The 24,961-nt window shown below is 61.6% G+C and carries 24 protein-coding genes and 1 riboswitch; of the genes, 15 read left to right on the top strand and 9 right to left on the bottom strand.

From position 1 onward, the window contains the following. Positions 1-32: 32 nt before the first annotated feature. From EFQ99_RS03300 to EFQ99_RS03275, 6 genes are all read right to left on the bottom strand, one after another. Positions 33-1,865, bottom strand: coding sequence for an ABC transporter ATP-binding protein (locus EFQ99_RS03300; RefSeq protein WP_126919216.1), 1,833 nt, complete (start codon positions 1,863-1,865; stop codon positions 33-35). A 17-nt stretch (positions 1,866-1,882) separates the two neighbouring features. After that, positions 1,883-3,079: an aminotransferase class V-fold PLP-dependent enzyme gene (locus EFQ99_RS03295; protein ID WP_126919215.1), complete on the bottom strand. Its 1,197-nt coding sequence runs from the start codon at positions 3,077-3,079 to the stop codon at positions 1,883-1,885. A 135-nt stretch (positions 3,080-3,214) separates the two neighbouring features. Continuing rightward, positions 3,215-3,727 (bottom strand): RidA family protein, encoded by a 513-nt coding sequence (locus tag EFQ99_RS03290; protein WP_037173635.1) that lies wholly within the window; start codon positions 3,725-3,727, stop codon positions 3,215-3,217. A 48-nt stretch (positions 3,728-3,775) separates the two neighbouring features. Further along, positions 3,776-4,645, bottom strand: a complete 870-nt coding sequence (locus EFQ99_RS03285) for an ABC transporter permease (RefSeq protein ID WP_126919214.1) — start codon at positions 4,643-4,645, stop codon at positions 3,776-3,778. Beyond that, entirely contained in the window at positions 4,645-5,586 is a 942-nt protein-coding gene (locus tag EFQ99_RS03280) for an ABC transporter permease (RefSeq protein ID WP_164736330.1), read from the bottom strand. The genes EFQ99_RS03285 and EFQ99_RS03280 overlap by 1 nt, the downstream gene beginning before the upstream one ends. An 84-nt stretch (positions 5,587-5,670) precedes the next feature. Beyond that, positions 5,671-7,197: an ABC transporter substrate-binding protein gene (locus EFQ99_RS03275; protein ID WP_126919213.1), complete on the bottom strand. Its 1,527-nt coding sequence runs from the start codon at positions 7,195-7,197 to the stop codon at positions 5,671-5,673. Between the two features lie 225 nt (positions 7,198-7,422). Between EFQ99_RS03275 and EFQ99_RS03270 the strand changes: the two genes are divergently transcribed. From EFQ99_RS03270 to EFQ99_RS03205, 14 genes are all read left to right on the top strand, one after another. Continuing rightward, positions 7,423-8,007 (top strand): DUF1349 domain-containing protein, encoded by a 585-nt coding sequence (locus tag EFQ99_RS03270; protein WP_126919212.1) that lies wholly within the window; start codon positions 7,423-7,425, stop codon positions 8,005-8,007. A gap of 201 nt (positions 8,008-8,208) precedes the next feature. Continuing rightward, positions 8,209-9,873, top strand: a complete 1,665-nt coding sequence (locus tag EFQ99_RS03265; RefSeq protein WP_126919211.1) for a S8 family peptidase — start codon at positions 8,209-8,211, stop codon at positions 9,871-9,873. Between the two features lie 9 nt (positions 9,874-9,882). Further along, positions 9,883-11,208 (top strand): hypothetical protein, encoded by a 1,326-nt coding sequence (locus EFQ99_RS03260; RefSeq protein WP_126919210.1) that lies wholly within the window; start codon positions 9,883-9,885, stop codon positions 11,206-11,208. Positions 11,209-11,290: 82 nt separating this feature from the next. Next, positions 11,291-11,387, top strand: a riboswitch (TPP riboswitch). Between the two features lie 48 nt (positions 11,388-11,435). Continuing rightward, a complete protein-coding gene (gene thiM, locus EFQ99_RS03255; protein WP_126919209.1) occupies positions 11,436-12,239 on the top strand; it encodes a hydroxyethylthiazole kinase in 804 nt (267 codons plus the stop codon). Further along, entirely contained in the window at positions 12,236-12,871 is a 636-nt protein-coding gene (thiE, locus tag EFQ99_RS03250; RefSeq protein WP_126919208.1) for a thiamine phosphate synthase, read from the top strand. Before thiM ends, thiE begins: the two co-directional genes overlap by 4 nt. Beyond that, positions 12,868-13,677 carry a bifunctional hydroxymethylpyrimidine kinase/phosphomethylpyrimidine kinase gene (thiD, locus tag EFQ99_RS03245; RefSeq protein WP_126919207.1) on the top strand — a complete coding sequence of 270 codons (810 nt, stop codon included), beginning with the start codon at positions 12,868-12,870 and terminating at the stop codon, positions 13,675-13,677. The genes thiE and thiD overlap by 4 nt, the downstream gene beginning before the upstream one ends. 250 nt (positions 13,678-13,927) lie before the next feature. Then, entirely contained in the window at positions 13,928-14,407 is a 480-nt protein-coding gene (locus tag EFQ99_RS03240; RefSeq protein WP_126919206.1) for a GNAT family N-acetyltransferase, read from the top strand. Positions 14,408-14,431: 24 nt separating this feature from the next. After that, a complete protein-coding gene (locus tag EFQ99_RS03235; protein ID WP_126919205.1) occupies positions 14,432-15,454 on the top strand; it encodes a glycoside hydrolase family 3 N-terminal domain-containing protein in 1,023 nt (340 codons plus the stop codon). A gap of 42 nt (positions 15,455-15,496) precedes the next feature. Then, positions 15,497-17,143, top strand: a complete 1,647-nt coding sequence (locus tag EFQ99_RS03230) for an ABC transporter substrate-binding protein (protein ID WP_126919204.1) — start codon at positions 15,497-15,499, stop codon at positions 17,141-17,143. A gap of 106 nt (positions 17,144-17,249) precedes the next feature. Next, positions 17,250-18,227 carry an ABC transporter permease gene (locus tag EFQ99_RS03225; protein WP_126919203.1) on the top strand — a complete coding sequence of 326 codons (978 nt, stop codon included), beginning with the start codon at positions 17,250-17,252 and terminating at the stop codon, positions 18,225-18,227. Between the two features lies 1 nt (position 18,228). Next, positions 18,229-19,107, top strand: a complete 879-nt coding sequence (locus tag EFQ99_RS03220; protein ID WP_126919202.1) for an ABC transporter permease — start codon at positions 18,229-18,231, stop codon at positions 19,105-19,107. Beyond that, on the top strand, positions 19,104-19,907 hold the full coding sequence (locus EFQ99_RS03215; protein ID WP_126919201.1) for an ABC transporter ATP-binding protein: 804 nt from the start codon (positions 19,104-19,106) through the stop codon (positions 19,905-19,907). The genes EFQ99_RS03220 and EFQ99_RS03215 overlap by 4 nt, the downstream gene beginning before the upstream one ends. Next, positions 19,904-20,803 carry an ABC transporter ATP-binding protein gene (locus tag EFQ99_RS03210; protein ID WP_126919200.1) on the top strand — a complete coding sequence of 300 codons (900 nt, stop codon included), beginning with the start codon at positions 19,904-19,906 and terminating at the stop codon, positions 20,801-20,803. Before EFQ99_RS03215 ends, EFQ99_RS03210 begins: the two co-directional genes overlap by 4 nt. Before the next feature lie 70 nt (positions 20,804-20,873). After that, the gene (locus EFQ99_RS03205; RefSeq protein ID WP_126919589.1) at positions 20,874-21,554 is read left to right on the top strand and encodes a spermidine synthase; all 681 of its coding nucleotides are present in this window, start codon (positions 20,874-20,876) and stop codon (positions 21,552-21,554) included. An 18-nt stretch (positions 21,555-21,572) separates the two neighbouring features. Here the strand turns inward: EFQ99_RS03205 and EFQ99_RS03200 are convergent, their stop codons facing one another. From EFQ99_RS03200 to EFQ99_RS03190, 3 genes are all read right to left on the bottom strand, one after another. Then, complete coding sequence (locus EFQ99_RS03200; protein ID WP_126919199.1) at positions 21,573-22,199, bottom strand: CatB-related O-acetyltransferase; 627 nt, start codon at positions 22,197-22,199, stop codon at positions 21,573-21,575. 116 nt (positions 22,200-22,315) lie between these two features. Continuing rightward, positions 22,316-23,104 (bottom strand): HpcH/HpaI aldolase family protein, encoded by a 789-nt coding sequence (locus EFQ99_RS03195; protein WP_126919198.1) that lies wholly within the window; start codon positions 23,102-23,104, stop codon positions 22,316-22,318. 60 nt (positions 23,105-23,164) lie between these two features. After that, positions 23,165-23,368 carry a hypothetical protein gene (locus EFQ99_RS03190; protein ID WP_125848475.1) on the bottom strand — a complete coding sequence of 68 codons (204 nt, stop codon included), beginning with the start codon at positions 23,366-23,368 and terminating at the stop codon, positions 23,165-23,167. Positions 23,369-23,950: 582 nt separating this feature from the next. On the opposite strand from EFQ99_RS03190, the gene EFQ99_RS03185 reads away from it, so the two are divergent. Beyond that, positions 23,951-24,883, top strand: a complete 933-nt coding sequence (locus EFQ99_RS03185; RefSeq protein WP_126919197.1) for a hypothetical protein — start codon at positions 23,951-23,953, stop codon at positions 24,881-24,883. The last annotated feature ends 78 nt before the right edge of the window (positions 24,884-24,961 follow it).

Here is a 24,961-nt window from a genome sequence, read left to right as displayed (position 1 = left end):
GCAACTCCCCAACGGACGGCGCAGAGCCTGGGCTAGCGATCGGCCATCACCAGATGGCCCGGACCGACCTCACGATAAAAAGTGGCCGAAGGCTGATAATCGACCGCACGCATCGGGCTCTTGACCTCGTCATTCGCCACCATTCGTTTTTCATGGCGACGGTCGGGATCGGGCACCGGCACGGCTGAAATCAATTTCTTCGTATAGGGGTGCTGCGGATTTTCGAAGACGGCGGCGCGTGGGCCAATCTCGACGATCTCGCCGAGATACATCACCGCCACCCGGTGGCTGACGCGTTCGACCACCGCCATATCATGCGAGATGAACAGGAAGGCGAGATTGAGGCTCTGCTGCAGGTCCAGCATCAGGTTGATGACCTGCGCCTTGATGGAAACGTCGAGCGCCGAGACGCTTTCATCGGCGACGATGACCTTCGGCTGCAATGCAAGCGCTCGGGCGATGCAGATGCGCTGGCGCTGGCCGCCGGAAAATTCATGCGGATAGCGCGAAGCCATGTCAGGCGACAGGCCGACCTTCACCAGCAGGTCGGCCACGACCTCCTTTGCCTGTTTCGAGCTACCCATCCTGTGTTCGAGATAGGGCTCGGCGATCGCCGCACCAACCGTCATGCGCGGGTTGAGGCTGGCAAAGGGATCCTGGAAGATCATCTGCACGGATTTGCGCATCTCGCGCAGATCCTTCCTGTCGAGGCCGAGCACCTCCCTGCCCTCAACGAGAACCGAGCCGGCCTGCGGCTCGATCAGACGCATGATGGCGCGGCCGGTCGTCGATTTGCCGCAGCCGGATTCGCCGACAAGCGACAGTGTCTCGCCGGCGTGAAGGTCGAAGGAGACGTTTTCGACCGCATGCACCCGGCTGGTCAGCCGATTGAAGAGGCCGGAATGAATATCGAAGCGCTTGGTAAGGTTCTTCACCTGCAACACCGGCGTCGCCGCCACCGTATCGGCAGCCTCGGCGGGAATGTCCGATTCACCGGTCGCAGTGTTGACTACGGGAAAACGCAGAGGCCTTTGACGGCCCTGCATCGAGCCCAGCACCGGCACGGCTGATAGCAGCGCTCTCGTATAGGGATGTCTGCCGCGGTGGAAGATGTCGGCGGTGACGCCGCTTTCGACCTGTTCGCCGCGATACATCACCACCGTCCTGTCGGCGATCTCGGCGACCACACCCATGTCATGGGTGATGAAGAGAACGGAAGTCCCCTCCTCGTCCTGCAGCATCTTGATGAGATCGAGGATCTGGCCCTGGATGGTCACGTCGAGCGCCGTCGTCGGCTCGTCGGCGATCAGGAGCTTCGGCCGCGAGGCAAGCGCCATGGCGATCATCACCCGCTGGCGCATGCCGCCGGAAAACCGATGCGGATATTCGTCGAAGCGCGAGCCCGCAGAGGGAATGCGAACCTTTTCCAGAAGCCTTATCGTCTCGGCCCTGGCATCGGCCCTGCTCATATCGGAATGGCAAAGCAGCGCTTCGGAAATCTGGTCGCCGATGGTGAAGAGCGGATTGAGCGAGGTCATCGGCTCCTGGAAAATCATCGCCACTTCATTGCCGCGCACCTGCCGCATGGCACGTTCGGGCAAGTTTAGAAGGTCGCGTCCGCCGAGCATGACGCGGCCCTCGATGCGGCTCATGTCAGCCTGCAGCAGCCGCATGATCGAGAGCGATGTGACGCTCTTGCCCGAGCCGGATTCGCCGACGATTGCCACCGTCTCACCCGGCGCTACAGTGAAGGAGACGTCGCGCACGACCGGTTTCCAGGCGCCGTCCACCAGAAAGGACGTCGTCAGTCTATCGACGGAAAGTACGGCGTCTGTCTCGATCGATTGCGCTTGGGCCCTGGCCATGATGGTTCCTCTGCAGTTCAATCCGGCCAGCGCAGCGCGGAATCAAAGCGGTGCCGGCTGCGGTTCTCGATGGGCGTGGCGATGATCTCGTTGGAGGCGCGCGCCTTGTCGAGTTCCTGCGCCAGGCGCTCCGCCACGATCTTCTCCTCGCCCGGATGCAGGTTGCAGGGGTCGAGATAGAAATAGCGGTGCTCGACCTCATGGTCGCGCACGATGATCGGCGGGCTGCCCTTGGCAAGTGCATCCGCCAGATCCCAGGCGGTGATATGCGCCTGCTCGGGATCGACGATCAGGCGCAGCCGATCGAGCGGATTGTTGGTTGGGTCGGGCTCGATCAGCGCGGTGAGGCCGGGGCGGCCGTCGAGTGTGCGCTTCCACAGGTTGAGATAGCTAGTCTCCCGTTCCCGGATGCCGGCATGGTCGCGCTTTTCCCAGGCTTCGAGTGCGGCCATGACGCCGAAAATGCTCTCCTTGCCGACCTTCATGCCGCGGCCGATACCCATATTCTGCAGGAAGGCATGGCGCACCAGCTCCTTCCTGCCGGCGACGATGCCCGAGGTCGGGCCGCCGAGGAATTTGTGGCCGGAATAGAGCGCGATATCGGCCCCCTGCTCCAGGAAAATCCTGAGGTCATATTCCGAGGCCGCATCGATGATGACGGGCACGCCCCTGGCATGGGCAATCTCGACGAATTCCTTCAGGTTCAGCAGGCCGTAATCGACCACATGGTGGGAGACGACATAGACGGCGGCGGCCGTCTTGTCGGTGATGGCATTTTCCATGTGGAAACGATGCGTCGAGGTCGCCTGGCCCACAAGCACGACCTTGCCGCCGGCAAGTCGGATCGCCTGGTCGACGGGCGCGCCATAGCTCACCACATGGCCCATTTGCACCAGCACCTCGTTCTTTTCAGACACGATATCCGGCAGCTTCTCGATCGCCAGCAGATTATTGCCGGTGATCGCGCCGGCAACCGCGAGTGAAATACCGGCCGAGCAGGAGGCGGTGACGAAGCCCGCCTCGCCGCCGGTCAACCGGGCGATGACGCCGCTTGCCTTGCGCTGCAGATCGTTGATCTCGACGAAGTGCGGCAGGATCGATGCCATTGCCTCGATCGCCTCCGGCACGACGATCGAAGCGCCGAGGCTCGTCATCGTGCCCGATACATTGATGACAGGGCGAAGGCCGAGCGAAGGGCGGATGTCAGTGGACATGAAGATCTCCAGGATTCTGGGTCGAAAGGCGGGACATGACACAGTCATTCCGCAATGGTGCACTGCTGAATGAGGAACATGGACTTGAACACAAAGAGGTCATCGAAATGACTGCTCCAAATATGGAAAACTTTGTCAGCCGTGCAAGGCGACGATCGCCTCGATCTCGACGGTGATGTTACCGGGCAGCGAGCCGAAGCCGACAGCCGAGCGGGCATGTTCGCCAGCCGGCCCGAAGACTTCGATCAACAGGTCCGAGCAGCCGTTGATGACGCTCGGATGATCCTCGAAATCAGGCACGGCATTGACCATGCCGAGCAGCTTGACCACCCGCTTGACCCGGGAGAGATCGCCGAGCGCCTCATGCATCACCGACAAGAGGTTGATGCCGGTCAGCCGCGCATGGCCGTATGCCTCCTCGACACCGACGCCGCCGGCGCCGACCTTGCCGGCATGCAGGAAGCCATCGGCCTCGCGCGGCCCCTGGCCGGAGAGATAGAGCATGTTGCCCTCCAGCACATGCGTCACGAAATTGGCGATCGGCGGCGGCGGCGGCGGAAGCTCGATGCCGAGCGCGGCAAGCCGTTCATAGGGCGAGTTCTCAACCGTGTCTGCGGCGGGAAACTGATTCACGCTAACTCCTGTCATGCGAATTCCAATTGGCGAATGTCATTTGGCCGAGGTTTCCTCGGCGGATTAAAGGTCCTTGCGAAGTCTGGGATCGAGCATGTCCCTGAGGCCGTCGCCGACCATCTGCAGCGACAACACGGAGAGGATGATCGCGACACCGGGAAAGAGCGTCATCCAATCGGCCTGGCCGATATATTGCCGGCCGGCGGCGATCATCGTTCCCCAGGTCGGGATCTCGGGGCTGACGCCGAGGCCGAGGAAAGACAGGCCGGCTTCGGCAAGCATGGCGCTGGCGAAAAGGAACGTCGCCTGCACCAGGATCGGCGACAGCAGATTGCGCAGCACATGCCGCGTCATGATATGGAAGGTCGAAATCCCAAGCGCCCTCGCCGCCTCGACATAGGGCAACTCGCGAATAACAAGCGTCGAGGCGCGCACGATGCGGGCAAGGCGCGGCGCATAGACGATCGACAGCGCGATGATGACGGTCGTCAAGGATGGCCCGAGGGCGGCAACGAGCGCGATCGCCAGCAGAATATCCGGAAACGCCATCATCGCATCGATCAGCCGGGCGATCGGCGTGTCGAGTTTCTGGAAGAAACCGGCAAGCAGGCCGAGCGTCACGCCGATCACCGCTGACAAGGTCACGACCGCCGCACCAACGAGCAGCGACAGGCGGCCGGCAAAGATCGTGCGCGAGAAGACGTCACGGCCAAACTCATCCGTGCCGAAGAAGAAGAGCTCGCTCGGCGGCTTCAGCCGGTTGACGATCGAAAGCTTCGACGGTGAATAAGGCGCGACGACAGGTGCGAAAACCGCCAGCAGCACGAAGATCGTCAGGATCAGCAGGCCGCAGGCGACCGTCTTGCGCTTCAGCAGGCGGCGGACGAATTTGCCGCCCTCGCTTTCGGTGGGCTTGATTGCGATATCGGCCATCAGTAGCGCACCCTCGGATCAACAAGCAGGTAGAGCATGTCGATCGCAAAATTGATCAGCACGTAAAGGGCGGCGATGACGAGCAGAGCGCCCTGGATGACGGGGTAATCGCGGCGCAGCACCGCCGAGACGACGAGATTGCCGACACCCGGCAGGCCGAAGACGGTCTCGGTGACGACGGCGCCCGAAATCAGCACCGCCGCCGTCAGGCCGATCACCGTCAGGATCGGGATCAGCGCATTCTTCAGCGCATGCTTGAGGATGACTTTGCGCTCGATCAATCCCTTGGCGCGTGCCGTGCGGATGTAATCGTCGCCGAGCACATCGAGCATCGAAGCGCGGGTGAAGCGCAGGATCAGCGCCGAAGAGACGATGCCGAGCGCAAAAGCCGGCAACGTCAGGTGATACATCCGCTCGAAAAAGGTCGAGCCGGGGCCGCCATAACCCGAGACCGGGAAGAGATTGAGCCTGACGGCGAAGAACTGCATCAGGATGAGGCCGAGCCAGAAGCTCGGAATGCTGGCGGCAAACATCGCGAGCGTCGTGGCCGCCTGGTCGACGAACGAGCCGCGCCGATAGGCGGCATAGATACCGATCGGCAGAGCGATGACGCTGGCGATGGCGAGCGAGAACAGCGTCAGGAAGAAGGTCGGTTCGGCGCGGTCGAGCAGTGCCGAGGTAACAGGCATGTTGAGGAAGATCGACTGGCCGAGATCGCCCTTCAGCAGCTGGCCGATATAATAGACATATTGCAGGCCGAGCGACCGATCGAGGCCGAGCCGGGCCCTGAGATCGGCAATATCCTGCGGCGTCGCATCCGGCCCGAGCATGACGGCAGCCGGATCTCCCGGCGTCACGCGCACGATGACGAAGACGATCGTGACGACAAGAAACATCACGACGATCATGCCGAACAGGCGCTGGAGGATGTAGCGTATCATGAATGGCCTGTTTTCGAGCCCTTGCAGATGCGGCTGAAAGGAAGACCGGCACCAGCCACGGAGGGCCGGCGCCGGTGGCGATGCTTACTTCTTGATCGAGGCATTCCAGAAATACGGCCACGGAGCCGGATCGACGCCTTCGAGCTTGACCGATTTCGCCGAGACGGCGTTGAAATCGCCGATCTTCATAAAAGGCGCGTCGGCATAGATCGCCTTCTGAACATCGGCCCAGAGCGCGACGCGCTTCTTCGGGTCGACCTCGGAGGTGAAGGCATCGACAGCGGCCTTGCGGCCAGGCGTATCCCACCAGCCCGGCGAGCTGGTCGAGAGCGAGCCGATGAGCGCCGGCTCCGGCAGGAAGGGGCTGTGGGTGATGTAGATATCCCAGAGCTTCGGATCGGTGCGGCGCTGCGTCAGCGTTGCCCAGTCCACAACCTGCATGTCGACGGTAAAGCCGGCAAGCTTCAGATATTCGGCGGCGACCTGCGCCATCTTGTAATGAAACTCATACTGGCGGCTGGTCAGGATACGGATCGGCTCGCCATTGTAGCCGGCCTTCTTGGCGGCAGCCGCCGCCCCTTCCGGATCGGCGACGTTATAGGCTTCCTCGACGCCGGCATCCGTCGACCAGGCAAAACTCTTCGGATAGATGGCGCCATCGAGCGCATAGAAATCCGTGCTGCCGAAGGCGGCTGCCAGCATGTCTTCCATGCTGAGCGCCTGGCGGATCGCCTTGCGAACTTCGACATTCCCAGCAACACCTTCCTTCGTGTTGAAGACGAAGACCGGATAACCGAAGGGCTTCAACATGACCGGCTGAGAGGCTGTGGAGGCCTTCAGCTTGTCGTAGGATTCCACAGGGATCGAGTCGACATAATCATACTGGCCGGACACGGCGGCCTCGACGCGGGTGTTCGGGTCCGGCACCGGCACGAAGCGGATCTCGTCGAGATATTGATGACGGGCGCCGCCATAACCATCGCTCTCGCCGCTGCGCGAGACATATCCGTCGAAGCGGACAAGCTGGATATACTGGTCGGCCTTGCGCTCCTTCAGCATATAAGGACCGGTGCCGATGAATTCCTTCATCGGCTCGTCCTGCTTTTCGGAGGGGATGATGATCGCGGCCGAATTGTTGAAGGCAAGCAGCGAGGTCAGCGGCGCATAAGGCTGCTTCAGCGTGATCGTGACGGTTGCCGGATCGACGGCTGTGATGTTGTCGATGAAGCCCGCCACCTGCTTGCCGCGCGAGGCGATCTTCGTCCAGCGGCCAAGCGAAGCGACGACATCTTCCGAGGTCATGTCACTATTGTCGTGAAACTTGATGCCGGTCCTGAGCTTGATCGTATAGGTTTTGCCGTCGGCGCTGACCTCAGGCAGGCTTTCGGCCAGCAGCGGCGTGACGTTCCAGCTCTTGTCGAATGTGTAGAGCGTTTCGAAAATATGCTGCGTGACAATGCCGACGAGATCGGCCGTCGACGACATCGGATCGAGCGTCGGCGGCTCACCGATCGTCGCAACGTTGATGACGCCGCCCTTTTCCTGGGCAAGAAGGGTCGACGGCAGGGCGACGAGCGCGGTGCCGAGCAGGAATGCGACCAGAATTTTCATGTGATGGCTCCCCTTTAGTTCCACAATTATGTAATTCATCTTTTTGTAACAGAATAGGAGCTGGATCAGTCCTGTCAAGCATGAGCGGCCGATTATGCAGCCGCCGATAGCGCACCGTCGGAAGGCGCCATCTTCGGCTGCGCCCGCCCTCTGCACGAAGCCTGCGTGATATGCCAAGGTGAGGCGACCGCCCTGCGGCAAGGTTTCAAAGGAAGGAAGATGCGAATGAGCATCAATTTCAACGACGGAAAATGGCTGAACGAACCGGCCAGCTGGCACACCGACGAAACCGGCCTGACGGTGACGACAGGCGAGAAGACCGATTTCTGGCGCGAGACCTATTACGGCTTCACCCGCGACAGCGGCCACTTCCTCGCCTTTCCCACCGGCGACAGCTTCACCGCGCAGATCCGCGTCCAGGGCGAATTCCGCACCCTCTACGACCAGGCCGGTCTGATGGTGCGCATCGACGAAAAACGTTGGGTGAAGACAGGCGTCGAATTCACCGACGGCGAACCCTTCCTCAGCACCGTCGTCACCGACGGCAGATCCGACTGGTCCGTGGCGCAACCGTTCAAGGAGCTCGAGGATTTCCGCGTCCGGGTGACGGTCGCAAACGGCGCCCTGCGCATCCAGGCCTCGCGCGATGGGAGCTTCTGGCCGCTGCTGCGGCTAGCGCCCTTCCCCGCCGCCGAGCGCTATGAGGTGGGGCCGGCTGCCTGCACGCCGGAGCGCAGCGGGTTGAAGGTGCGGTTTTCGGAGTTTTCGGTTGAGGCGGCGATTACGACCGGGCTGCATGATTTGAGTTAGAAGTCTCCGGCTTCGCCACAAGCATAGTTTACATGAAACGTCTGGCATCTGAACGTAAAAGATGAATAGCAGACGCGTTTCGAGCATACTTAATCAAGTCTGCCTTGCCAAGTTTCAGTAAAATATGCAGGTGTATTTTAGAAATGAATTGCACCCATGGTTGTTGCTGTTATTCTTTCCGAAACGGGAGAGGACAGTCGCATGGCGAAGAGGCAACGGCCGGCGCAACCCCGGACGGAATCCGAAGACAGCATTCAGGAAAACCTGGTCAAGACCCGAATCGGCGGCGATCTCTCGTCTTTTATGAAAGGCGATCAGGACCGCCCGAAGAGGGCCAGCAAGACTCCTGAGAGTTTCGATGTCGTCATCGAATTCAACCGCGATTTCCCCGGTGGCGTGACGGCAGCGCAGCAGCTCTTGTTCGAGGCATATCTGCTCTCCCTCGACAGGGTCGGCGCGACGGACGAGAGCAATAATCTGCGGCGTTTCGGCATCTCGGCGCCGCTCGGCATGCCGGCGATCCCCGATGCCAGCAAGCTCGATCTCTCGCAGATCTTCTCGAACGGCAGCAGGATTGCCGCCAAATCGCTCTGGACCGACAGCTACGCTTTCGCGACCCTGACCCGGGAAGCCATCGGCCGGCTGTCGACCTGGATGATGCCCAAGAGCGATGACGAAAAGAAGAGCGGCGGCAAGCAGAGGGATATCCCGCTCGTCTACAAGATCTGGCACGATCACGAGATATCTCGCTGCGTCTATGAATCCGTCAGGACGATCAAGTGCGATGCGGCGCAAGCCTCGTTCGCGGCTAGCGGAAAGGGCGTCGTCTGGGCTGTGGCCGATACCGGCATCGACAAGAATCATCCCCACTTCTCGACGCTGAAAACGCTCGAATTGCCGGATGGCCTCAGCCATTGGGATTTTACGTCGGACAATCCCGATCCGGCGTCCGCCCCGGCAACGGCGCTGACTGACGCCGCCGGCCATGGGACTCATGTCGCCGGCATCATCGCCGGCCGCACGTCCGTATCGGAAGACCCGAAGACGGATAAGCTAACGAAAATCTCGGTCACCTCGGAAATACGCAACGAGGATGATACCAAGTCTGAGGTGACCGAGGAGCATCAGGGCGCGATCTCAGGCATGGCGCCGCATTGCAAGCTGATGAGCCTGAAAGTGCTCATCAATGAGAAGCAGGGGAAACTCAGCAACCTGCTGGCCGCAATCAACTACGTCCAGCGTTCGAACGACTATGGGCGCAATATCAAGATCCACGGCGTCAATCTCAGCCTGGGATATGTGTTCAACCCGGTGTGGTTCGCGGCAGGGCAAAGCCCGCTCTGCGTCGAGGTCAACAGGCTCGTGCGCTCGGGCGTCTGTGTCGTCGTTGCCGCCGGCAATGCCGGCTACGGCACGGTGGCGCAATTTTCCGGAGCGGTGGAGCGCGCCGCCCATAGCGGCACGATCATGGATCCCGGCAATGCGGCGCTCGCCATCACTGTGGGGTCGACGCATCGCGACATGCCGCATACCTACGGCGTCTCCTATTTCTCCTCAAAGGGGCCGACCGCCGACGGGCGCATGAAGCCCGATCTCGTCGCACCCGGCGAGCGCATCATTTCCTGCGCGCTCTACGACGGTGACAAGCCGGGCGAGGCGCCGTTCCGGGAGGATACCGGCACGAGCATGGCCGCGCCCCACGTCTCCGGCGCGATCGCCGCGTTCCTGTCCGTCCGACGCGAATTTCTCGGTCAGCCGGAGCGCGTCAAGGAGATCTTCGTCGGCGCTGCGACAGACCTCAAGCGGCGGCCGGAGTTTCAGGGCGCCGGACTGCTCGATCTGATGCGAACGCTGCAAGCTGTGTAAGGAGGACACATGGACACGCTTGGACCCTCGCCATTCCTGTGGCTCGAATTCGACAAGGACGGTGTGATCGATCCCGCGCTGACGGGAAAGCTCGCCGCACTGCTAAACCAGCCCGATATGACCGATCTGGTCGTGATGTCGCATGGCTGGAAGAACACCAAGGACAATGCCCGGACACTCTACGGAACGCTGTGGGCGAACGCCTGTAAAAAGCTTTCGCCCGATAAGACACGCCACATCGTCGTCGCCGGCGTCGTCTGGCCGGCCAAGGCCTATCGCACCGATTTCGACGAGCAGACGCTGGTGACGGCAGGCGGCGGAGCCCAGGCAGCCGGCGGGACGGCAGCGGATATCAAGGATATCGACGACCAGGTTTTCAACCAGGTGCTGGCCGATTTCGAGGATCTCTTCGGGCCTGACGGCGCTGCCACGACCGAAAAGGCGCGGGCCGCGGCCAAGACCCTCGATGAAACGACGTCGCTCTTTCTCGTCAGGAAAGGCAATGAAGCACTCGGCTCTCCCGGAGACGATACGGAACTGAAGGCCGATGCCGAGCCGATCGCTCTGGCGACGGAGGATGCCAACAGCGCCAAGGTGCTGATGGAAGGGCTGGTCCCGCCGCCGACCTTCAAGATCGAAAGCTCCGTCGGCAAGGCGCAGGGCCTCGGCGACGTCGTCTCGGGCCTGATCTCCGGGCCGAGAGCAGCCGTCGCGCGGTTCCTGAACCAACTCACCTACTACGAAATGAAGAACCGCGCCGGCATCGTCGGCGAGGCGTTGACGAAAAGCGTGCTGTCGAAACTCGTGTTGCAGCGGCCGATCCGTCTGCATCTCGTCGGCCACAGCTTTGGAGCCCGGCTGGTTTCGGCGGCGGCAAATGAGCTCGCCCCGGTCCCGAAGCTGGAATTCTTCTCGCTCACGCTGCTGCAGGGCGCCTTCTCGCATAATGGCTTCGCCAAAGAGATCAAGCCGGGCCTCGCTGGCGCCTTCCCCAATGTCGTGGGCAAGCCGACCGGGCCGATCTGCATCACCCACACCCACAACGATCTCGCCTGCACGCTCGCCTATGCGCTGGCGTCGCGCCTGTCGCGCGACATTTCGAAGAGCATCGGTGATGCCAACGATGCGTTCGGCGCGATGGGGGCAAACGGCCCCCAGCACCTGAAGGCCGGACAAGCGGTCGCGGACGATACGGACACCGTCTTCGCGCCGCAGTCCGGCAAGGTGAACACCTTCCTGGCGGACAAATACATCATCAAGACGGAAACGTTGGATGCCCATAATAACGTAACGAATGAGGATGTCGGACGGTTGCTCGCAAAGATCGTCGGCTGATCGCCTTTCGGCCGCACCGCGCAGTTCGCAGAATTGTCATTTTCGGGGTGACATGCACCCCGTTCTCTGCAAAATAGAGCCTGATGAGAGACAGGGGCGTCCGTCGAAAGACGGGCTGAGAAGTACCCTTCGAACCTGAACCGGATAATGCCGGCGGAGGGAGTCGCTCGGGGTTGCGGCTTGCCCGCACGAAACGCCCCGTGCCTGCCCCGCCTGAAAGGGGCAATATGCAGACCGAGACCACGCCAGGAACGATGCTGAAGGCGATGCGCGAGAAGCCGCCGCTCGTTCAGTGCATCACCAACTACGTCGCGATGAACATTGCCGCAAATGTCCTGCTTGCATCTGGCGCTTCGCCCGCCATGGTGCATGCCGCTGAGGAAGCCGGCGAATTCGCCGGGATCGCGAGCGCGCTGACTGTCAACATCGGCACGCTCTCGACGCAATGGATCGAAGGTATGCGGGCGGCGGCCAAGGCTGCGAACGCCGCCGGCAAACCCTGGGTGCTCGATCCGGTTGCCCATTACGCCACGGCCTTCCGCCGCAGCGCCACTGCCGATCTCCTGGCGCTCAACCCCACCGTCATCCGCGGCAACGCCTCCGAAATCATCGCGCTTGCCGGTGGGCAGAGCCGCGGCCAGGGCGTCGACAGCCGCGATCCGGTCGAGCAGGCGGAAGATTCGGCGCGATGGCTTGCGAAGCGACAGCAGGCAGTCGTTGCCGTCACTGGTGCGGTGGATTTCGTGACCGATGGTGAAAGGGCGGTGCGCGTTGCGGGTGGATCGGCCTTGATGCCCCAGGTCACCGCGCTCGGCTGCTCGCTTACCTGCCTTGTCGGTGCCTTCGCCGCGACCGCGCCCGAGGATATTTTCGGCGCGACTGTCGCAGCCCTCGCGATCTTCGCTGTCGCCGGTGAGGATGCAGCGCTGGGGGCTGCCGGCCCCGGCTCCTTCTCCTGGCGCTTCCTCGATGCGCTGGCCGCGATCGATTCCGAAACGCTCGATGCCAGGGCAAGGATATCGGCGGCATGAAGCCTTTCGACCTCTCGCTCTATCTCGTCCTCGATCCCGAACTCTGCGCCGGGATCGGCATGGTCGAAACGGCGCGCCTTGCCGTTACCGGCGGTGCGACGATGGTGCAACTGCGCGACAAACATGCGAGCACCGCCGGAATGATCGAGACCGGCCGCGGCTTGAAACAGGTGCTTGAGGGAACCGGCGCCCTCCTCATCGTCAACGATGACGTCGAGGCGGCGATTGCCATCGGCGCCGACGGCCTGCATATCGGCCAGGACGATATGGATGCGCGGACGGCACGAGCCATGATCGGCCCCGACATGATCCTCGGCCTCTCGGTCGAAACCGAACTGCTTGCCCGCGCCGTCGATCCCGATCTCGTCGATTATACCGGCGTCGGACCTGTCTTTGCGACGCCGACCAAGACCGATCACAAGCAGCCGATCGGCTTTGACGGCCTTGCGAGGCTGGTGAAGGCCTCGCCGGTGCCGTCGGTTGCTATCGGCGGCCTCAAGGTGGAGCATGTGGCCGAAGTGTTCACAGCCGGCGCAAAGGGGCTTGCCGTCGTCTCCGCAATCTGTGGCACGCCCGACCCTGAAGCCGCCACGCGCCGCATCGCCGCAGAAATCCGAAAGGTGCGCTCATGATCCGTAACGTTCTCTCCATCGCCGGCTCCGATCCCTCCGGCGGCGCCGGCATCCAGGCCGATCTCAAGGCCTTTTCCGCCCGCGGCGTCTACGGCATGGCGGTGCTGACCGCGCTGACGGCGCAGAACACACAAGGCGTCAGCGGCGTGCATCTGGTGCCGCCACAATTCGTCGCCGATCAGATCAATGCCGTCTTTGCCGATGTGCGCGTCGACGCCGTCAAGATCGGCATGATCGCCAATGCCGGCATCGCCGAAGCCGTTGCCGGCGCACTCGCCGATCGAGGCGGCATCCCCGTCGTCATCGATCCCGTCATGATCGCCAAGGGTGGTGCTGCCCTGCTTGCGCCCGAGGCGGTCGACGTGCTGACCCGCCAACTGCTGCCGCTCGCAACCCTTCTGACTCCGAACCTGCCCGAAGCCGCCGCCCTGCTGCACCGACCGGTCGCGACAAACCGCGCTGAGATGGCAGAACAGGCCGAGCGACTGCGTGCGCTTGGCCCGGCCGCCGTGCTGGTCAAGGGCGGCCATCTCGACAGCAATGAAAGCCCCGACGTGCTGGCCACGGCCGATGGCCTGCATTGGTTCGAAGCCCGGCGTGTGCCGACCAAGAACACTCACGGCACCGGCTGCACGCTCTCCAGCGCGCTGGCAGCCGAGCTCGCCAAGGGCGCCTCAGCCCGGGAGGCCGTTGCCATCGCGAAGGAATATCTCGCCGGCGCGGTCGCGGCGGCCGGCAGCCTCACCGTCGGTTCCGGCCACGGCCCGGTTCAGCATTTTCATGCGCTTTGGAAGCACACCGCATAAGCGGATGGATCAGCAATCATACCGGCCGCCATCACATGATGGTTGTCCGGCCTAACGATTACAGAAACGGCCCGCCTCATGGGCCGTTTTGCATTCCGTGTCCACTTTGCGTTGCTATGCGGCTCGCTGCGGCTTGCGACACTACGCCCATTTGAAAAATCCCTGTTGACAAGCTCGGCCCCATGGCCAAGTCTATAACATTAAAAGGGGATACATTCTCTAATAACGGAATAAACGGGAGGAGAGACAGGTGCCAGACCTGCTTGTGAGCTTATATTCCGCCAAGCTCGCCGAACTCAAAGAACGAGCCGATGCCGTCCGTGTCTCCATCCGCCCGGCTCTCCCTCCGGAACTGCATCTCGTCGTTGGCTGGGTTCGTGAACAGTTCAGCGAAAACTGGGCGAGCGAAGTGTCGGTCGCCTTCTCCCGCCAGCCCATCGCCTGCCTCATTGCCGTCGAAGGCAGCCAGCTTTTGGGCTTTGCCTGTTATGACACGACAGCCCGCGGCTTCTTCGGCCCGACCGGCGTCGATCCCGACGCGCGGGGCAAGGGCATCGGGCTCGCCCTCTTTTCAGCCTGCCTGCAGACGATGAAGACGCTTGGCCACGCCTATGCCTTCATCGGCGATGCCGGCCCGGTCGATTTCTACGCCAAGACGGCAGACGCAATCATCATCCCCGCCCCCGACAAGGGCATCTACGAAGGCATGCTGAGAAGCGCGCCGAAATGATCCTCTGATACCGGAGTTACAGAATTGTCCTCGACCCCGCTCGCCCTTTTCGTCGGCCTTCCCACTCCCACGATTTCGGACGATGAATTCGCCCTCTTTCGCGAGACCAATCCGCTCGGCCTCTTCGTCGGCAGGCGCAATCAGCGCGAGCCGGATCAGACTAGGCGTCTGATCGAGCGCTTCCGCGAAGCCGTCGGCCGCGACGACGCGCCTGTTTTCACCGACCAGGAAGGCGGCCGCGTCCAGCATCTCGATGCCGGCCCCTGGCCGCTCTTCCGCAGCTTTGGCCAGTTCGCCGAACTTGCGCGCCGCGATTTTGATCTCGGCAAAAAAGCACTGCGCCTTTCCTCCCAGGCCATGGGCGCGATGATGACGGAACTCGGCCTTTCCAGCGGCTGCTCGCCGGTTCTCGATCTCGTTTTCGACACCACGAGCGCGGTCATCGGCGCCCGCTCCTTCGGCCCTGATCCCGACTTCATCGCCGCCCTCGGCCGCGAGGTGGTCGACGGTTTGCTCGAGACCGGCAACATGCCTGTCATCAAGCATATTCCCGGCCATGGCCGGGCAACGCTCGATTCCCACAAGGAACGACCGGTGGTCGACGCCAGCCGCGAGACGCTCATCGCCACCGATTTCAAGCCCTTCGTGGCGCTGAAGGATACGCCATGGGCCATGGTCGCCCATGTTGTCTATTCGGCCTACGATCCGGAATTACCGGCTTCTATCTCGCCAATCATGCACGACGTGATCCGCAAGGACATGGGGTACGAGGGTGTGCTGATCTCCGACTGCATCTTCATGGAATCGCTCTCCGGCACCCTGCCGGAGCGCGTCGCCCAAGTGCTCGACGCGGGCTTCGATATCGCGCTGCACAGCCATGGCGACGTTAGGGAAAGCGAAGCTGCTGCCAAGGCTGCGCGCCCGCTGACGGACGCCGCCTTGAAGCGGATTGCCGCCGGCAAGGCTCGCCTCGGCACGCTCAAGCTCGATATCCGCGCCGCCCATGCGGAAGTGGAAGACATGTTTGCAAACGCGCTGGTCTCCTGACCGGCACGTCATCTCTCACCGCATAAGAAAAGGGGAATAAACATGAAAAAATATCTTCTTGCTGCCGCCGCGCTGACACTGCTTTCCGGATCCGCCATGGCGCAGACGGTCCTGACCGCGAATATCGAACCGGCGACGACCTGGGTGCGCAACTTCAACCCGTTCAACCAGACCTCGGCGCGCCAGTCGACGCTCGACTTCATCTACGAGCCGCTTGTTATTTTCAATCGCTTCGACAGCAACAAGCCGGTCTATCGCCTGGCCGAAAGCTTCAAGCTCTCCGACGACCTGAAGAGCATCGATTTCAAGCTGCGCCCGAACCTCAAATGGTCCGACGGCAAACCGCTAACCGCAGCCGACGTCAAGTTCACCTATGACTACCTGAAGAAATTCCCGGCGCTCGACTTCGTCAGCATCTGGACCTTCATCACCGACGTCCAGGCCGTCGACGGCCAGACGGTGCGCTTCACGCTCGCCAATCCGAGCTCGCTTGCCGCCGAGCAGATCTCGCAACTGCCGATCGTTCCGGAACACGTCTGGAAGGATGTCGCAGATCCCGTCACCTTCGCCAACGAGACCCCGGTCGGCAGCGGCCCGCTGACGGAAGTGCCGCGCTTCACCGGCCAGACCTATGATCAGTGCCGCAACCCGAACTACTGGGACAACGCGCATCTGAAGGTCGATTGCATGCGCTTCCCGCAGCTTGCCGACAACAACCAGATGCTGACGGCAACTGCCGACGGCACACTCGACTGGGGCGTCTCCTTCATTCCTGATATCGACAATGTCTATGTCTCGAAGGATCCGGCCCATTTTCACTACTGGTATTCGCCAAGCAGCATGGTCGCCTTCCTGTTCAACTTGGAAACAGCGAATGAGAACAACAAGAAGGCTTTCAACGACCTGAAATTCCGCCGTGCCGTCTCGATGGCGCTCGACCGCAAGACGATGATCGACGTCGCCGGCTACGGCTATCCGACGCTGAACGAAGACCCCGGCCTGATGGGCGAGCTTTACAAGAGCTGGGCGGACCCTTCCGTCAAGACCGACTTCGGCAAGTTCGCAACCTATGATGCCGATGCCGCTAAGGCCCTGCTCGACGAAGCGGGTTACAAGGACAAGGACGGCGACGGTTTCCGCGACAATCCCGACGGCAGCAAGATCTCCTTCTCGATCATCGTTCCGAGCGCCTGGACCGACTGGATCGACACCGTCAACCTCGCCGTCGAAGGCATGCAGGCGGTCGGCATCGACGCCAAGATCGAAACGCCGGAGGAAGCCGTCTGGACCGGCAACCTCATCAACGGCACCTTCGATGCGGCGATCAACAGCCTGCCGGCATCGGCTTCGCCCTATTATCCCTACAAGCGCGCCTTCAGCGCTTCGGACAAGGGCAAGACCCGCTTCACCGCGCAGCGCTGGTTCAACCCGGAGGTCGAGAAACTCGTCACCGAGTTCACCCAGACCGCCGACCTTGCCAAGCAGAAGGAAGCGATGAACAAGGCGCAACGCATCGTGGCCGAAAACATGCCTGTCATTCCGGTGTTCAACAATCCGAACTGGTATCAGTACAACACCAAGCGCTTCACCGGCTGGTCGACCAAGGAAAACCCCTTCGTCAATCCGTCGATCTCGCGCACCAATCCGGCACGCCTGCTGAACCTGCTCGCTCTCGAGCCGGTGAAGTAAAGCATCTTCCAGGAGCGGCGTCAGAGCATGATGCCGAAAAGTGTAAGCGGTTTTCGGATGACATCATGCTCATCCAAAGCGCCGCTCCTGTTACGACGGAGTTTTCATGGTTTTCCTGCTTCGCCGCCTCGTCTTTTACATCTCAGCCTTCATCGCGGCAGCGACAATCAATTTCTTCCTGCCCCGTCTGATGCCGGGCGACCCCGTGCAGATCATGTTCTCGAGCGCCGGCACCGAATTGCCGCCGGAAAGCCTGCAGGCGCTGAAGCTCACCTTCGGCTTCGTCGACGGTCCGCTCTGGCAGCAATATCTCACCTATCTCGGCAGCATCTTCACCGGCGATCTCGGCCGCTCGATCAAGTATTTTCCGCTGCCCGTGACGTCGGTGCTCGGCCATGCCTTGGTCTGGACGGTTGGCCTGATGGGCACTGCGACGATCGTCAGCTTCGCGCTCGGCACCTTCCTCGGCATCCTCGCCGCCTGGCGGCGCGGCAGCCGGTTCGACGTGATCATCTCTGTCGGCGCGATCTTTGCGACTTCGGTGCCGGCGGTCGTCACGTCGCTGATCGTGCTCTTTATCTTCGGCTTCACGCTTGGCTGGTTTCCGAACGGCTATGCCGCCGACCCCTCGCTCGATCCGGCCTTCAGCCTGCAATATGCCGGCAGCGTCGCCTATCACGGCATCCTGCCGATGGTGACGCTCTGCACCGTGCTGATCGGCGGCTTCACCGTCACCATGCGCAACAACATGATCAACCTGCTCGGCGAGGACTATATCGTCATGGCCCGCGCCAAGGGCTTGTCCGACCGGCATGTGATGCTCTGGTACGCGGCCCGCAACGCCCTGCTGCCCACCGTCTCCAGCCTTGCCATCGCCATCGGCACCATCCTCGGCGGCTCGCTGGTGACGGAGGTCGTCTACAACTATCCCGGCCTCGGCAACATTCTCTACCAGGCGATCCTCGCCCGGGATTACCCCGTCATCCAGGGCCAGCTTCTCATCATGACCGCGACCATGCTGATCGCCAATTTCATCGTCGATATCAGTTACGTCATGCTCGATCCCAGGCTGAAGGGAGCGTGAGATGAAGACGCTGCTTCGAAACCGCAAGGCGCTCATCGGCCTCGCCATCATCGCCTTCATCGTCATCGTCGCGCTCGCGGCGCCGCTGCTGACGCAATACGATCCCGCCGCCCGCACCGGCAGGCCGCACCAGCCGCCGTCGCTCGACCATCTGCTTGGCACGACCCGCATCGGCCAGGACGTCTTCGCCCGGCTGATCTACGGTGCTCGAACCTCGCTCGCTGTCGGTTTCGGCGCTGGCCTGCTGATCACGGTGGTCGGCACCGCGCTCGGCATCATCTCAGGCTATCGCGGCGGCAAGACTGATGAGGTGATCAGTTTCTTCACCAACATGGTGCTCGTCGTTCCGAACCTGCCGCTGCTGCTGGTGCTCGCCGCCTTCATCGGCCAGGCAAGTCCCGTCGTCATCGCCCTCATCCTCGGCGCCACCTCCTGGGCATGGGGCGCGCGCGTTACCCGTGCCGAGACGCTCTCCGTCAAGCAGAAGGATTTCGTCAAATCGGCCGAGATGATGGGCGAGCCGCAATGGCGCATCATGACATTCGAGATCTTCCCCAACGTGATCTCGATCGTCGGCATCAACTTCATCGGCAGCGTTATCTTCGCGATCATCACCGAGGCTACGCTTGAGTTTCTCGGCCTCGGCGATCCCCGAGCAATCTCCTGGGGCACGATGCTCTACAATGCGCAGAAGGCCTCGGCACTTTCGGTCGGCGCGTGGTGGGATATTCTCACCCCCTGCTTCGCGCTCGCCTTCCTCGGCATCGGCATGTCGCTCCTGAACTTCGCCGTCGACGAGATCGCCAATCCGCGGCTGCGCACCGGCAATCATCTGAAGCGCTGGTCTCTGCTCGTCCGCTCCGGGGAGGGCCGCCTGTGACGCAACCGCTGCTTTCGGTGAGGAACCTCACTATCGACTATATCGGCGAAGAGAAGGATTTCCGCGCCGTCGACGATGTCAGCTTCGACGTCGCACCCGGCGAAGTCTTCGGCCTTGCCGGCGAATCCGGCTGCGGCAAGAGCACCATCGCCTTCGCCATCAGCCGCCTGCACAAGCCGCCGGCGCTGATCCGCAAGGAGAGCCGCATCCTGCTCGACGGCCGCGATGTGCTCGGCCTCGACCGGCAGGCGCTCAGCGCCTTCCGCTGGCGCGAAGTCGCCATGGTCTTCCAGAGCGCCATGAACTCGCTGAACCCGGTGCTGCGCATCGAGACGCAATTCTACGACATGCTGCGCACCCACAAGGGCATGAGCCGTGCGGCGGCTCGTGAGCGCACCGCCGAGATGCTGAAGCTCGTCGATATCGCACCCGACCGCATGCGCGACTATCCGCACCAGTTTTCGGGCGGCATGCGCCAGCGCATCGTCATCGCCATCTGCATGGCGCTCGACCCGAAGCTCGTCGTCATGGACGAGCCGACGACGGCGCTCGACGTCGTCGTCCAGCGCGAGATCCTGCAGCGCATCAACGAACTGCGCCGCCGCTTCGGCTTCTCTGTTTTGTTCATCACCCATGATCTCGGGCTGATGGTGCAGTTCTGCGACCGCATCGGCATCATGCTCGCGGGTCAGTTGGTGGAACAGAATTCAGCCGAGGCGATCTACAGGACACCCAAGCACAACTATACCAAGAAGCTCTGGGCCTCCTTCCCCTCGCTGCATGGAGGAGTGCTGCTATGACCGACGCCATTCTCGCGCTCGACCAGGTGACCAAGACCTTCGGCCACGGTCCCGGGGCCGTACATGCGGCGCGCGCCATTTCGTTTTCCCTGCATGCCGGCCGTGCACTGGCGCTGGTCGGCGAGTCCGGCAGCGGCAAGACCACCTGCGCCCGCATGGCGATGCGCGAATATCTGCCGACGTCGGGCCGGATCCTCTATAAGGGCCGGCCTGTCGAACCGGCGAAATCCGCCGAGATCGCTCGCTACCGTCGCTCCGTGCAGATGATCTTCCAGGACCCCTTCGCCTCGCTCAACCCGGCTCATACGATTGCCCATCATCTCAGGCGGCCACTGAAGCTGCATCGACCGGAGATCAAGGGGGCCGAGATCGACGTTGCGGTCCGGGAATTGCTGCAGCGCGTCAGGCTCGATCCCGATCTCGTCGCACCGAAATATCCGCATGAGCTCTCCGGCGGCCAGCGCCAGCGTGTCAACATCGCGCGCGCCTTGGCCGTCAAGCCGGAGGTGATCGTCGCCGACGAGCCGACTTCGATGCTCGACGTTTCGGTGCGCCTCGGCGTGCTGAACCTGTTGAACGAAATGAAGCAGGAGATGAATCTCGGCCTGCTCTACATCACCCATGATATCGCCACCGCCCGTTATATAGCCGAGGACATCGCCGTCATGTATGCCGGCCAGATCGTCGAATGGGGCAGCGTCGCCAAGGTGATCGACAATCCACTGCATCCCTATACAAGACTGCTGCTTTCGGCCGTGCCCGATCCCGACGTCCGCTTCGAGGACCCGAAGGCGCGGCTGCGGCCCGACGAGGTCGAGGATATCCGCCGCCGTTCAGCCGCGCCGCACGACGAGATCGTCGAAATGGAGCCGGATCACTTCATGAGGATGATCTGAGGCCGGCTTGCTGGCCTCATCACGCGCCCTATGCTAGGGGACGGTCCCTTTCATGCGAGGCGAAGCCGTCATGCTGCCCTGGATCCAGCTCGATTCCGCGACCATTCCCGGCGAAGCCGGCGAACTCAGGCTGAAGCAACGCGGCAACGAATTTTCGATCATGCTCGGCGCCAATGAGCTGATGAACAGCCGTCTCAGCGGCTCTGAGGAAGCGCTTGCGACCCTTTCCTGGGAACGGATCAAGGCGCATCCAAAGCCGAAGATCCTGATCGGCGGGCTCGGCATGGGCTTCACCCTGCGCGCTGCCCTCGCTGTCCTTCCAGAAGACGCTGGCGTCACGGTTGCCGAACTCGTGCCGGCCGTGGTCGCCTGGGCGCGCGGGCCGATGGCCGAGGTTTTCAAGGGTTGTCTCGACGATCCGCGCGTCGGCATTCATCAGGGAGATGTCGGCGAGGCGATCCGCGCCGGCAAGGCCGCCTATGATGCGATCCTGCTCGATGTCGACAACGGCCCGGATGGCCTGACCCGCAAATCCAACGATCGGCTTTATGATTTTGCCGGCCTCCGCGCCGCTCGCGACGCGCTGCGCCCCGGCGGCGTGCTCGCCGTCTGGTCGTCCGGCCCCGACGCCGATTTCACGCGGCGTCTCAAGGATAGCGGCTTTGCTGTCGATGCCGTCAACACACGCGCCAACGGCAAACGCGGCGGCGCCCGTCACGTCATCTGGCTGGCCGTCAAATCGGCCCGCTGACGGACAGCCTTAGAGACGTTAGGCGGCGTCCGTCTGTGGCTCGCCGTCGGTGCCCTGCCCCCGGAACGCCTGCAGCATCAGATCGAGAAGCTCCTTGGTCGGTTCGCTGCAGAAGAGGATCTCGGAAATCTGCTTGATGCTCTCGTCCGGCAGCTCCCACCATCTCAGCTGCATCATGAGATCGCGGATTTCGGGATTGAAGCGATATCGTATATGCTTGGCCGGATTGCCGCCGACGATCGAGAAAGGCTCGACATCCTTGTAAACATGCGAGCGGGCGGCGATGACCGCGCCATCGCCGATGGTAACGCCCGAAAGAATGGTGGCTCCGAAGCCGATCCAGACGTCGTTGCCGATAACGACATCTCCCTTGGTACCGCTCGGCTGCTTGATCCCCTCGCCGCCGAGTTGCGATAGAAATTTCGCATGTCCGAAAGGATAGGTCGTGAAGCAGTTGGTCCTATGCTCGCCGCCAAGCAGGATGCTTACGTCCATGGCCATGGAGCAGAACCTGCCGACCCGCAATGACGCGCCCTGATCGTAGGTAAAGACTCGAACCCCCGAGATGCCATAGGAATACTTTCCGATATATACGCGGCTTGCACCGCTTTCGATAATGCGATCCTCAGCTACTGCGTCGTCCATATAGACCCCCGATTGTTGGGGTCATGTTGCCAGGCGAAGCTTTCGTCAGGCTTGCACCGACACAACGACTGCGTGCCGTCGGAATGACATGAGGGCTTCGCTCAAACAGGCGTTATTCAGCTTCCCGACGCGATCCTGCGCGCGGCGTTGATCGCGCGGCGAGCACCAGCGCGCAGTTGCACGGTCTCGGCGCCGGCGATGACCAGATCGAAGCCGAACTTCAGCAATTCGCCGGCCCGCTCGCCGTCGCCGGCATAGGCACAGGCGAATTTGCCGTGGGCCCGGCAACGCGCCACGGCGTGCTGCATGGCGCTGTCGATTTCGGCAGCGTTCGGCGCCACCTGATCGCCGTTCGACAGCGCAATCGAAAGGTCGGCTGGGCCGATGAAGATGCCGTCGATGCCGGTAACGCCAAGAATGCCGTCGATCGCATCGAGAGCGGCGCGGGTTTCGACCATGGCGATAGCGACGGTGAGGTCGTTGGCGCTCTTGAGATAGTCGTCGGCCGACAGGCCCATATGGTTCAGCGCCAAAGACGGCCCCCAGCTGCGTTCGCCGAGGGGCGGATATTTCGTGGTCCTGACGAGCGCCCTCGCGTCTTCGGCCGAATTGATCATCGGCGCGATGATACCGGAGGCGCCAGCATCGAGCAGTCGCGAGGCGGAGGCGAAATCGCCGACGGGAATACGCGCGATAGCCGGCTTGCCGGCAAGACGTACCTGGGCGACGGCATTTGCCGCCGCCGGCATATCCCACATGCCGTGCTGCATATCGAGCACGACGGCATCGAAGGCCTCCTGCGCCAAATGGTTGACGAGCATGGCATCGGGAATCCCGACCCAAGCGGAGATCATGCCGCCCTGATGCTTCCTGATCCGGTCGGCAAAACCATCGATTTCACTCATGCCATTCTCCTCAATTCATCAGACCGCCAGCGGCCATTGTTGTCCGGCAGCGGCGGCGGTTCACACTCTCCGGCGCAGTCGCGAGACGATGATCATGACCACGACTCCCAGTCCCGCCAGGATGGCTCCCCAAAGGATCCAGATCGTTTGCCTGATCATGAAGCTGGACGACGGATAGGGAAAATAGCCACTTCCCTGGCCGATCCAGATCAGTCCGAAGATGATCATAAGCACTCCGAGAACATATCCGATCGTTCGCCACATGCTTCAGCCGCCTTCCCTGTCGATTCGATCCCACAATGGCGACCGGCGTCGTTCATGACAAGGCTTCTCCTGGGCACAAACGTCGGCGTTGAGGCGTGGTGAGCCGCAAGGCTGCTGCTAGCCACCCAGATCGGCGGGCATCCATGTGGCGCTTTTGAAATCCCGATATAGACCAGGAGAACGAGATACACCCGCCCACTCACCGAATGCCTCTCTATTACTCATGTTGCATAGATCGCTAGCAAGCCACGATCCAGTACGGGAGGAAGAACTCCATCGAATCTCGCAAATCCGAAGGAATCACAACTCGCTGAAATCACTCAATTCTTTTTGAGGCAGCCTCTCATGCGCTTCAGCAACCCAGCCATGGTCATTGTGATTATTGCTGTACGCCCAATGAATGACTTTAGGTTCGTGAAAATATCAATCACTATGAGCCGCGTACAATCCAAACTAGCGAGTCCAAGGCCGAACCATATTGCTTGGCTTTTCTTTGGTCTCTGATGATGTTGCACGCGAATTCTGCTGGGTAGAGCACGCCGGACATTGCTGTGCTGGAGTTTCGATGAAAAAGGTGGCGCCATGACCCATATTGCACTTCGCTCCCTAGCCAAGGGACTGGGTTCCTTTGTCCTTCCGCAACTGCGAAATACGCACGTTGAAGGGGGCACTGCTTCTGCGCGCCACTGTTATGACCTTTTCTTTCGCCACTACGGTCACCTAGCGCCTTGGCTGAACGGCAAAAGACCTGAAGTATTGGTCGAGGTCGGCCCCGGAAGTTCGCTTGGCGTTGGGCTTGCCGCACTGCTTGCGGGCGTCGACACGTATATCGGGCTGGATTTGCAAGACCACCGGAGCATCGAGCACGATCTTGAAGTCCTCAACGGTTTGATTGAACTCTTCGGCGAGCGGGCCGCATTTTGGGATAACACCGTATCGGGCGACATCTTCTTTCCGCCGTCACCGACAAACTTCGCCTGGGATCGTATAGATGGGATCGTGCAACAGCGCCTCAGTGCGGAGGCGATCGACGCGCTGAAGGCGGACCTCGTGAATGGCAGCGAACGATTAAAGTTCGTCGCACCATGGACCGATTTCAACGTACTGCAGGCGGGTGTGGCTGATTGGCTGATGACGCATTCAGTCATGGAGCACGTGGACAACCTCGTTGATACCTATATCGCTATTGCCCGGTGGCTGAAGCCAGGAGGGTTTGCGACGCACCTGATCGACTTCCAATCTCACGGTCTGTCAAGCGACTGGAATGGGCACTGGGTTTTGAGCGCGCCCACGTGGACGATGATGCGTGGACGACGACCCTACCTGATAAATCGGAAGTGGCGCAGCCATCACATCAATCTGATGCAGGAGAGCGGCTTCGAAATCCTTGCGGAACTCCAGTACATCCGTACGGACGGACTAGGACGGAAGGAACTTCGATCGCCGTTCACGTCAATGCCAAATGGCGACGAAAAAGTTGCGATGAGTTTCTTTGTGACGAGAAAAATCGGCTAAGAGTCGGACTCGAAAAGGCTTCAACTATATCCATATCTTGCGAGGCGTCTGGTGAGCATGCGGATGTGGCGACGGTTA

Origin of the sequence: Rhizobium vallis, from assembly GCF_003985155.1 — a bacterium.
Lineage (GTDB): Bacteria > Pseudomonadota > Alphaproteobacteria > Rhizobiales > Rhizobiaceae > Rhizobium > Rhizobium vallis.
The sequence above is the reverse complement of the archived record's forward strand: the minus strand, read 5'-3'. Positions and strand labels throughout refer to the sequence as shown.

Excerpts from the sequence above, each read along its gene's own strand:
- EFQ99_RS03300 (WP_126919216.1), bottom strand. The coding sequence starts at position 1,865 with ATGGCCAGGGCCCAAGCGCAATCGATCGAGACAGACGCCGTACTTTCC.
- EFQ99_RS03295 (WP_126919215.1), bottom strand. The coding sequence starts at position 3,079 with ATGTCCACTGACATCCGCCCTTCGCTCGGCCTTCGCCCTGTCATCAAT.
- EFQ99_RS03290 (WP_037173635.1), bottom strand. The coding sequence starts at position 3,727 with ATGACAGGAGTTAGCGTGAATCAGTTTCCCGCCGCAGACACGGTTGAG.
- EFQ99_RS03285 (WP_126919214.1), bottom strand. The coding sequence starts at position 4,645 with ATGGCCGATATCGCAATCAAGCCCACCGAAAGCGAGGGCGGCAAATTC.
- EFQ99_RS03280 (WP_164736330.1), bottom strand. The coding sequence starts at position 5,586 with ATGATACGCTACATCCTCCAGCGCCTGTTCGGCATGATCGTCGTGATG.
- EFQ99_RS03275 (WP_126919213.1), bottom strand. The coding sequence starts at position 7,197 with ATGAAAATTCTGGTCGCATTCCTGCTCGGCACCGCGCTCGTCGCCCTG.
- EFQ99_RS03270 (WP_126919212.1), top strand. The coding sequence starts at position 7,423 with ATGAGCATCAATTTCAACGACGGAAAATGGCTGAACGAACCGGCCAGC.
- EFQ99_RS03265 (WP_126919211.1), top strand. The coding sequence starts at position 8,209 with ATGGCGAAGAGGCAACGGCCGGCGCAACCCCGGACGGAATCCGAAGAC.
- EFQ99_RS03260 (WP_126919210.1), top strand. The coding sequence starts at position 9,883 with ATGGACACGCTTGGACCCTCGCCATTCCTGTGGCTCGAATTCGACAAG.
- thiM (WP_126919209.1), top strand. The coding sequence starts at position 11,436 with ATGCAGACCGAGACCACGCCAGGAACGATGCTGAAGGCGATGCGCGAG.
- thiE (WP_126919208.1), top strand. The coding sequence starts at position 12,236 with ATGAAGCCTTTCGACCTCTCGCTCTATCTCGTCCTCGATCCCGAACTC.
- thiD (WP_126919207.1), top strand. The coding sequence starts at position 12,868 with ATGATCCGTAACGTTCTCTCCATCGCCGGCTCCGATCCCTCCGGCGGC.
- EFQ99_RS03230 (WP_126919204.1), top strand. The coding sequence starts at position 15,497 with ATGAAAAAATATCTTCTTGCTGCCGCCGCGCTGACACTGCTTTCCGGA.
- EFQ99_RS03225 (WP_126919203.1), top strand. The coding sequence starts at position 17,250 with ATGGTTTTCCTGCTTCGCCGCCTCGTCTTTTACATCTCAGCCTTCATC.
- EFQ99_RS03220 (WP_126919202.1), top strand. The coding sequence starts at position 18,229 with ATGAAGACGCTGCTTCGAAACCGCAAGGCGCTCATCGGCCTCGCCATC.
- EFQ99_RS03210 (WP_126919200.1), top strand. The coding sequence starts at position 19,904 with ATGACCGACGCCATTCTCGCGCTCGACCAGGTGACCAAGACCTTCGGC.
- EFQ99_RS03205 (WP_126919589.1), top strand. The coding sequence starts at position 20,874 with ATGCTGCCCTGGATCCAGCTCGATTCCGCGACCATTCCCGGCGAAGCC.
- EFQ99_RS03200 (WP_126919199.1), bottom strand. The coding sequence starts at position 22,199 with ATGGACGACGCAGTAGCTGAGGATCGCATTATCGAAAGCGGTGCAAGC.
- EFQ99_RS03195 (WP_126919198.1), bottom strand. The coding sequence starts at position 23,104 with ATGAGTGAAATCGATGGTTTTGCCGACCGGATCAGGAAGCATCAGGGC.
- EFQ99_RS03190 (WP_125848475.1), bottom strand. The coding sequence starts at position 23,368 with ATGTGGCGAACGATCGGATATGTTCTCGGAGTGCTTATGATCATCTTC.
- EFQ99_RS03185 (WP_126919197.1), top strand. The coding sequence starts at position 23,951 with ATGACCCATATTGCACTTCGCTCCCTAGCCAAGGGACTGGGTTCCTTT.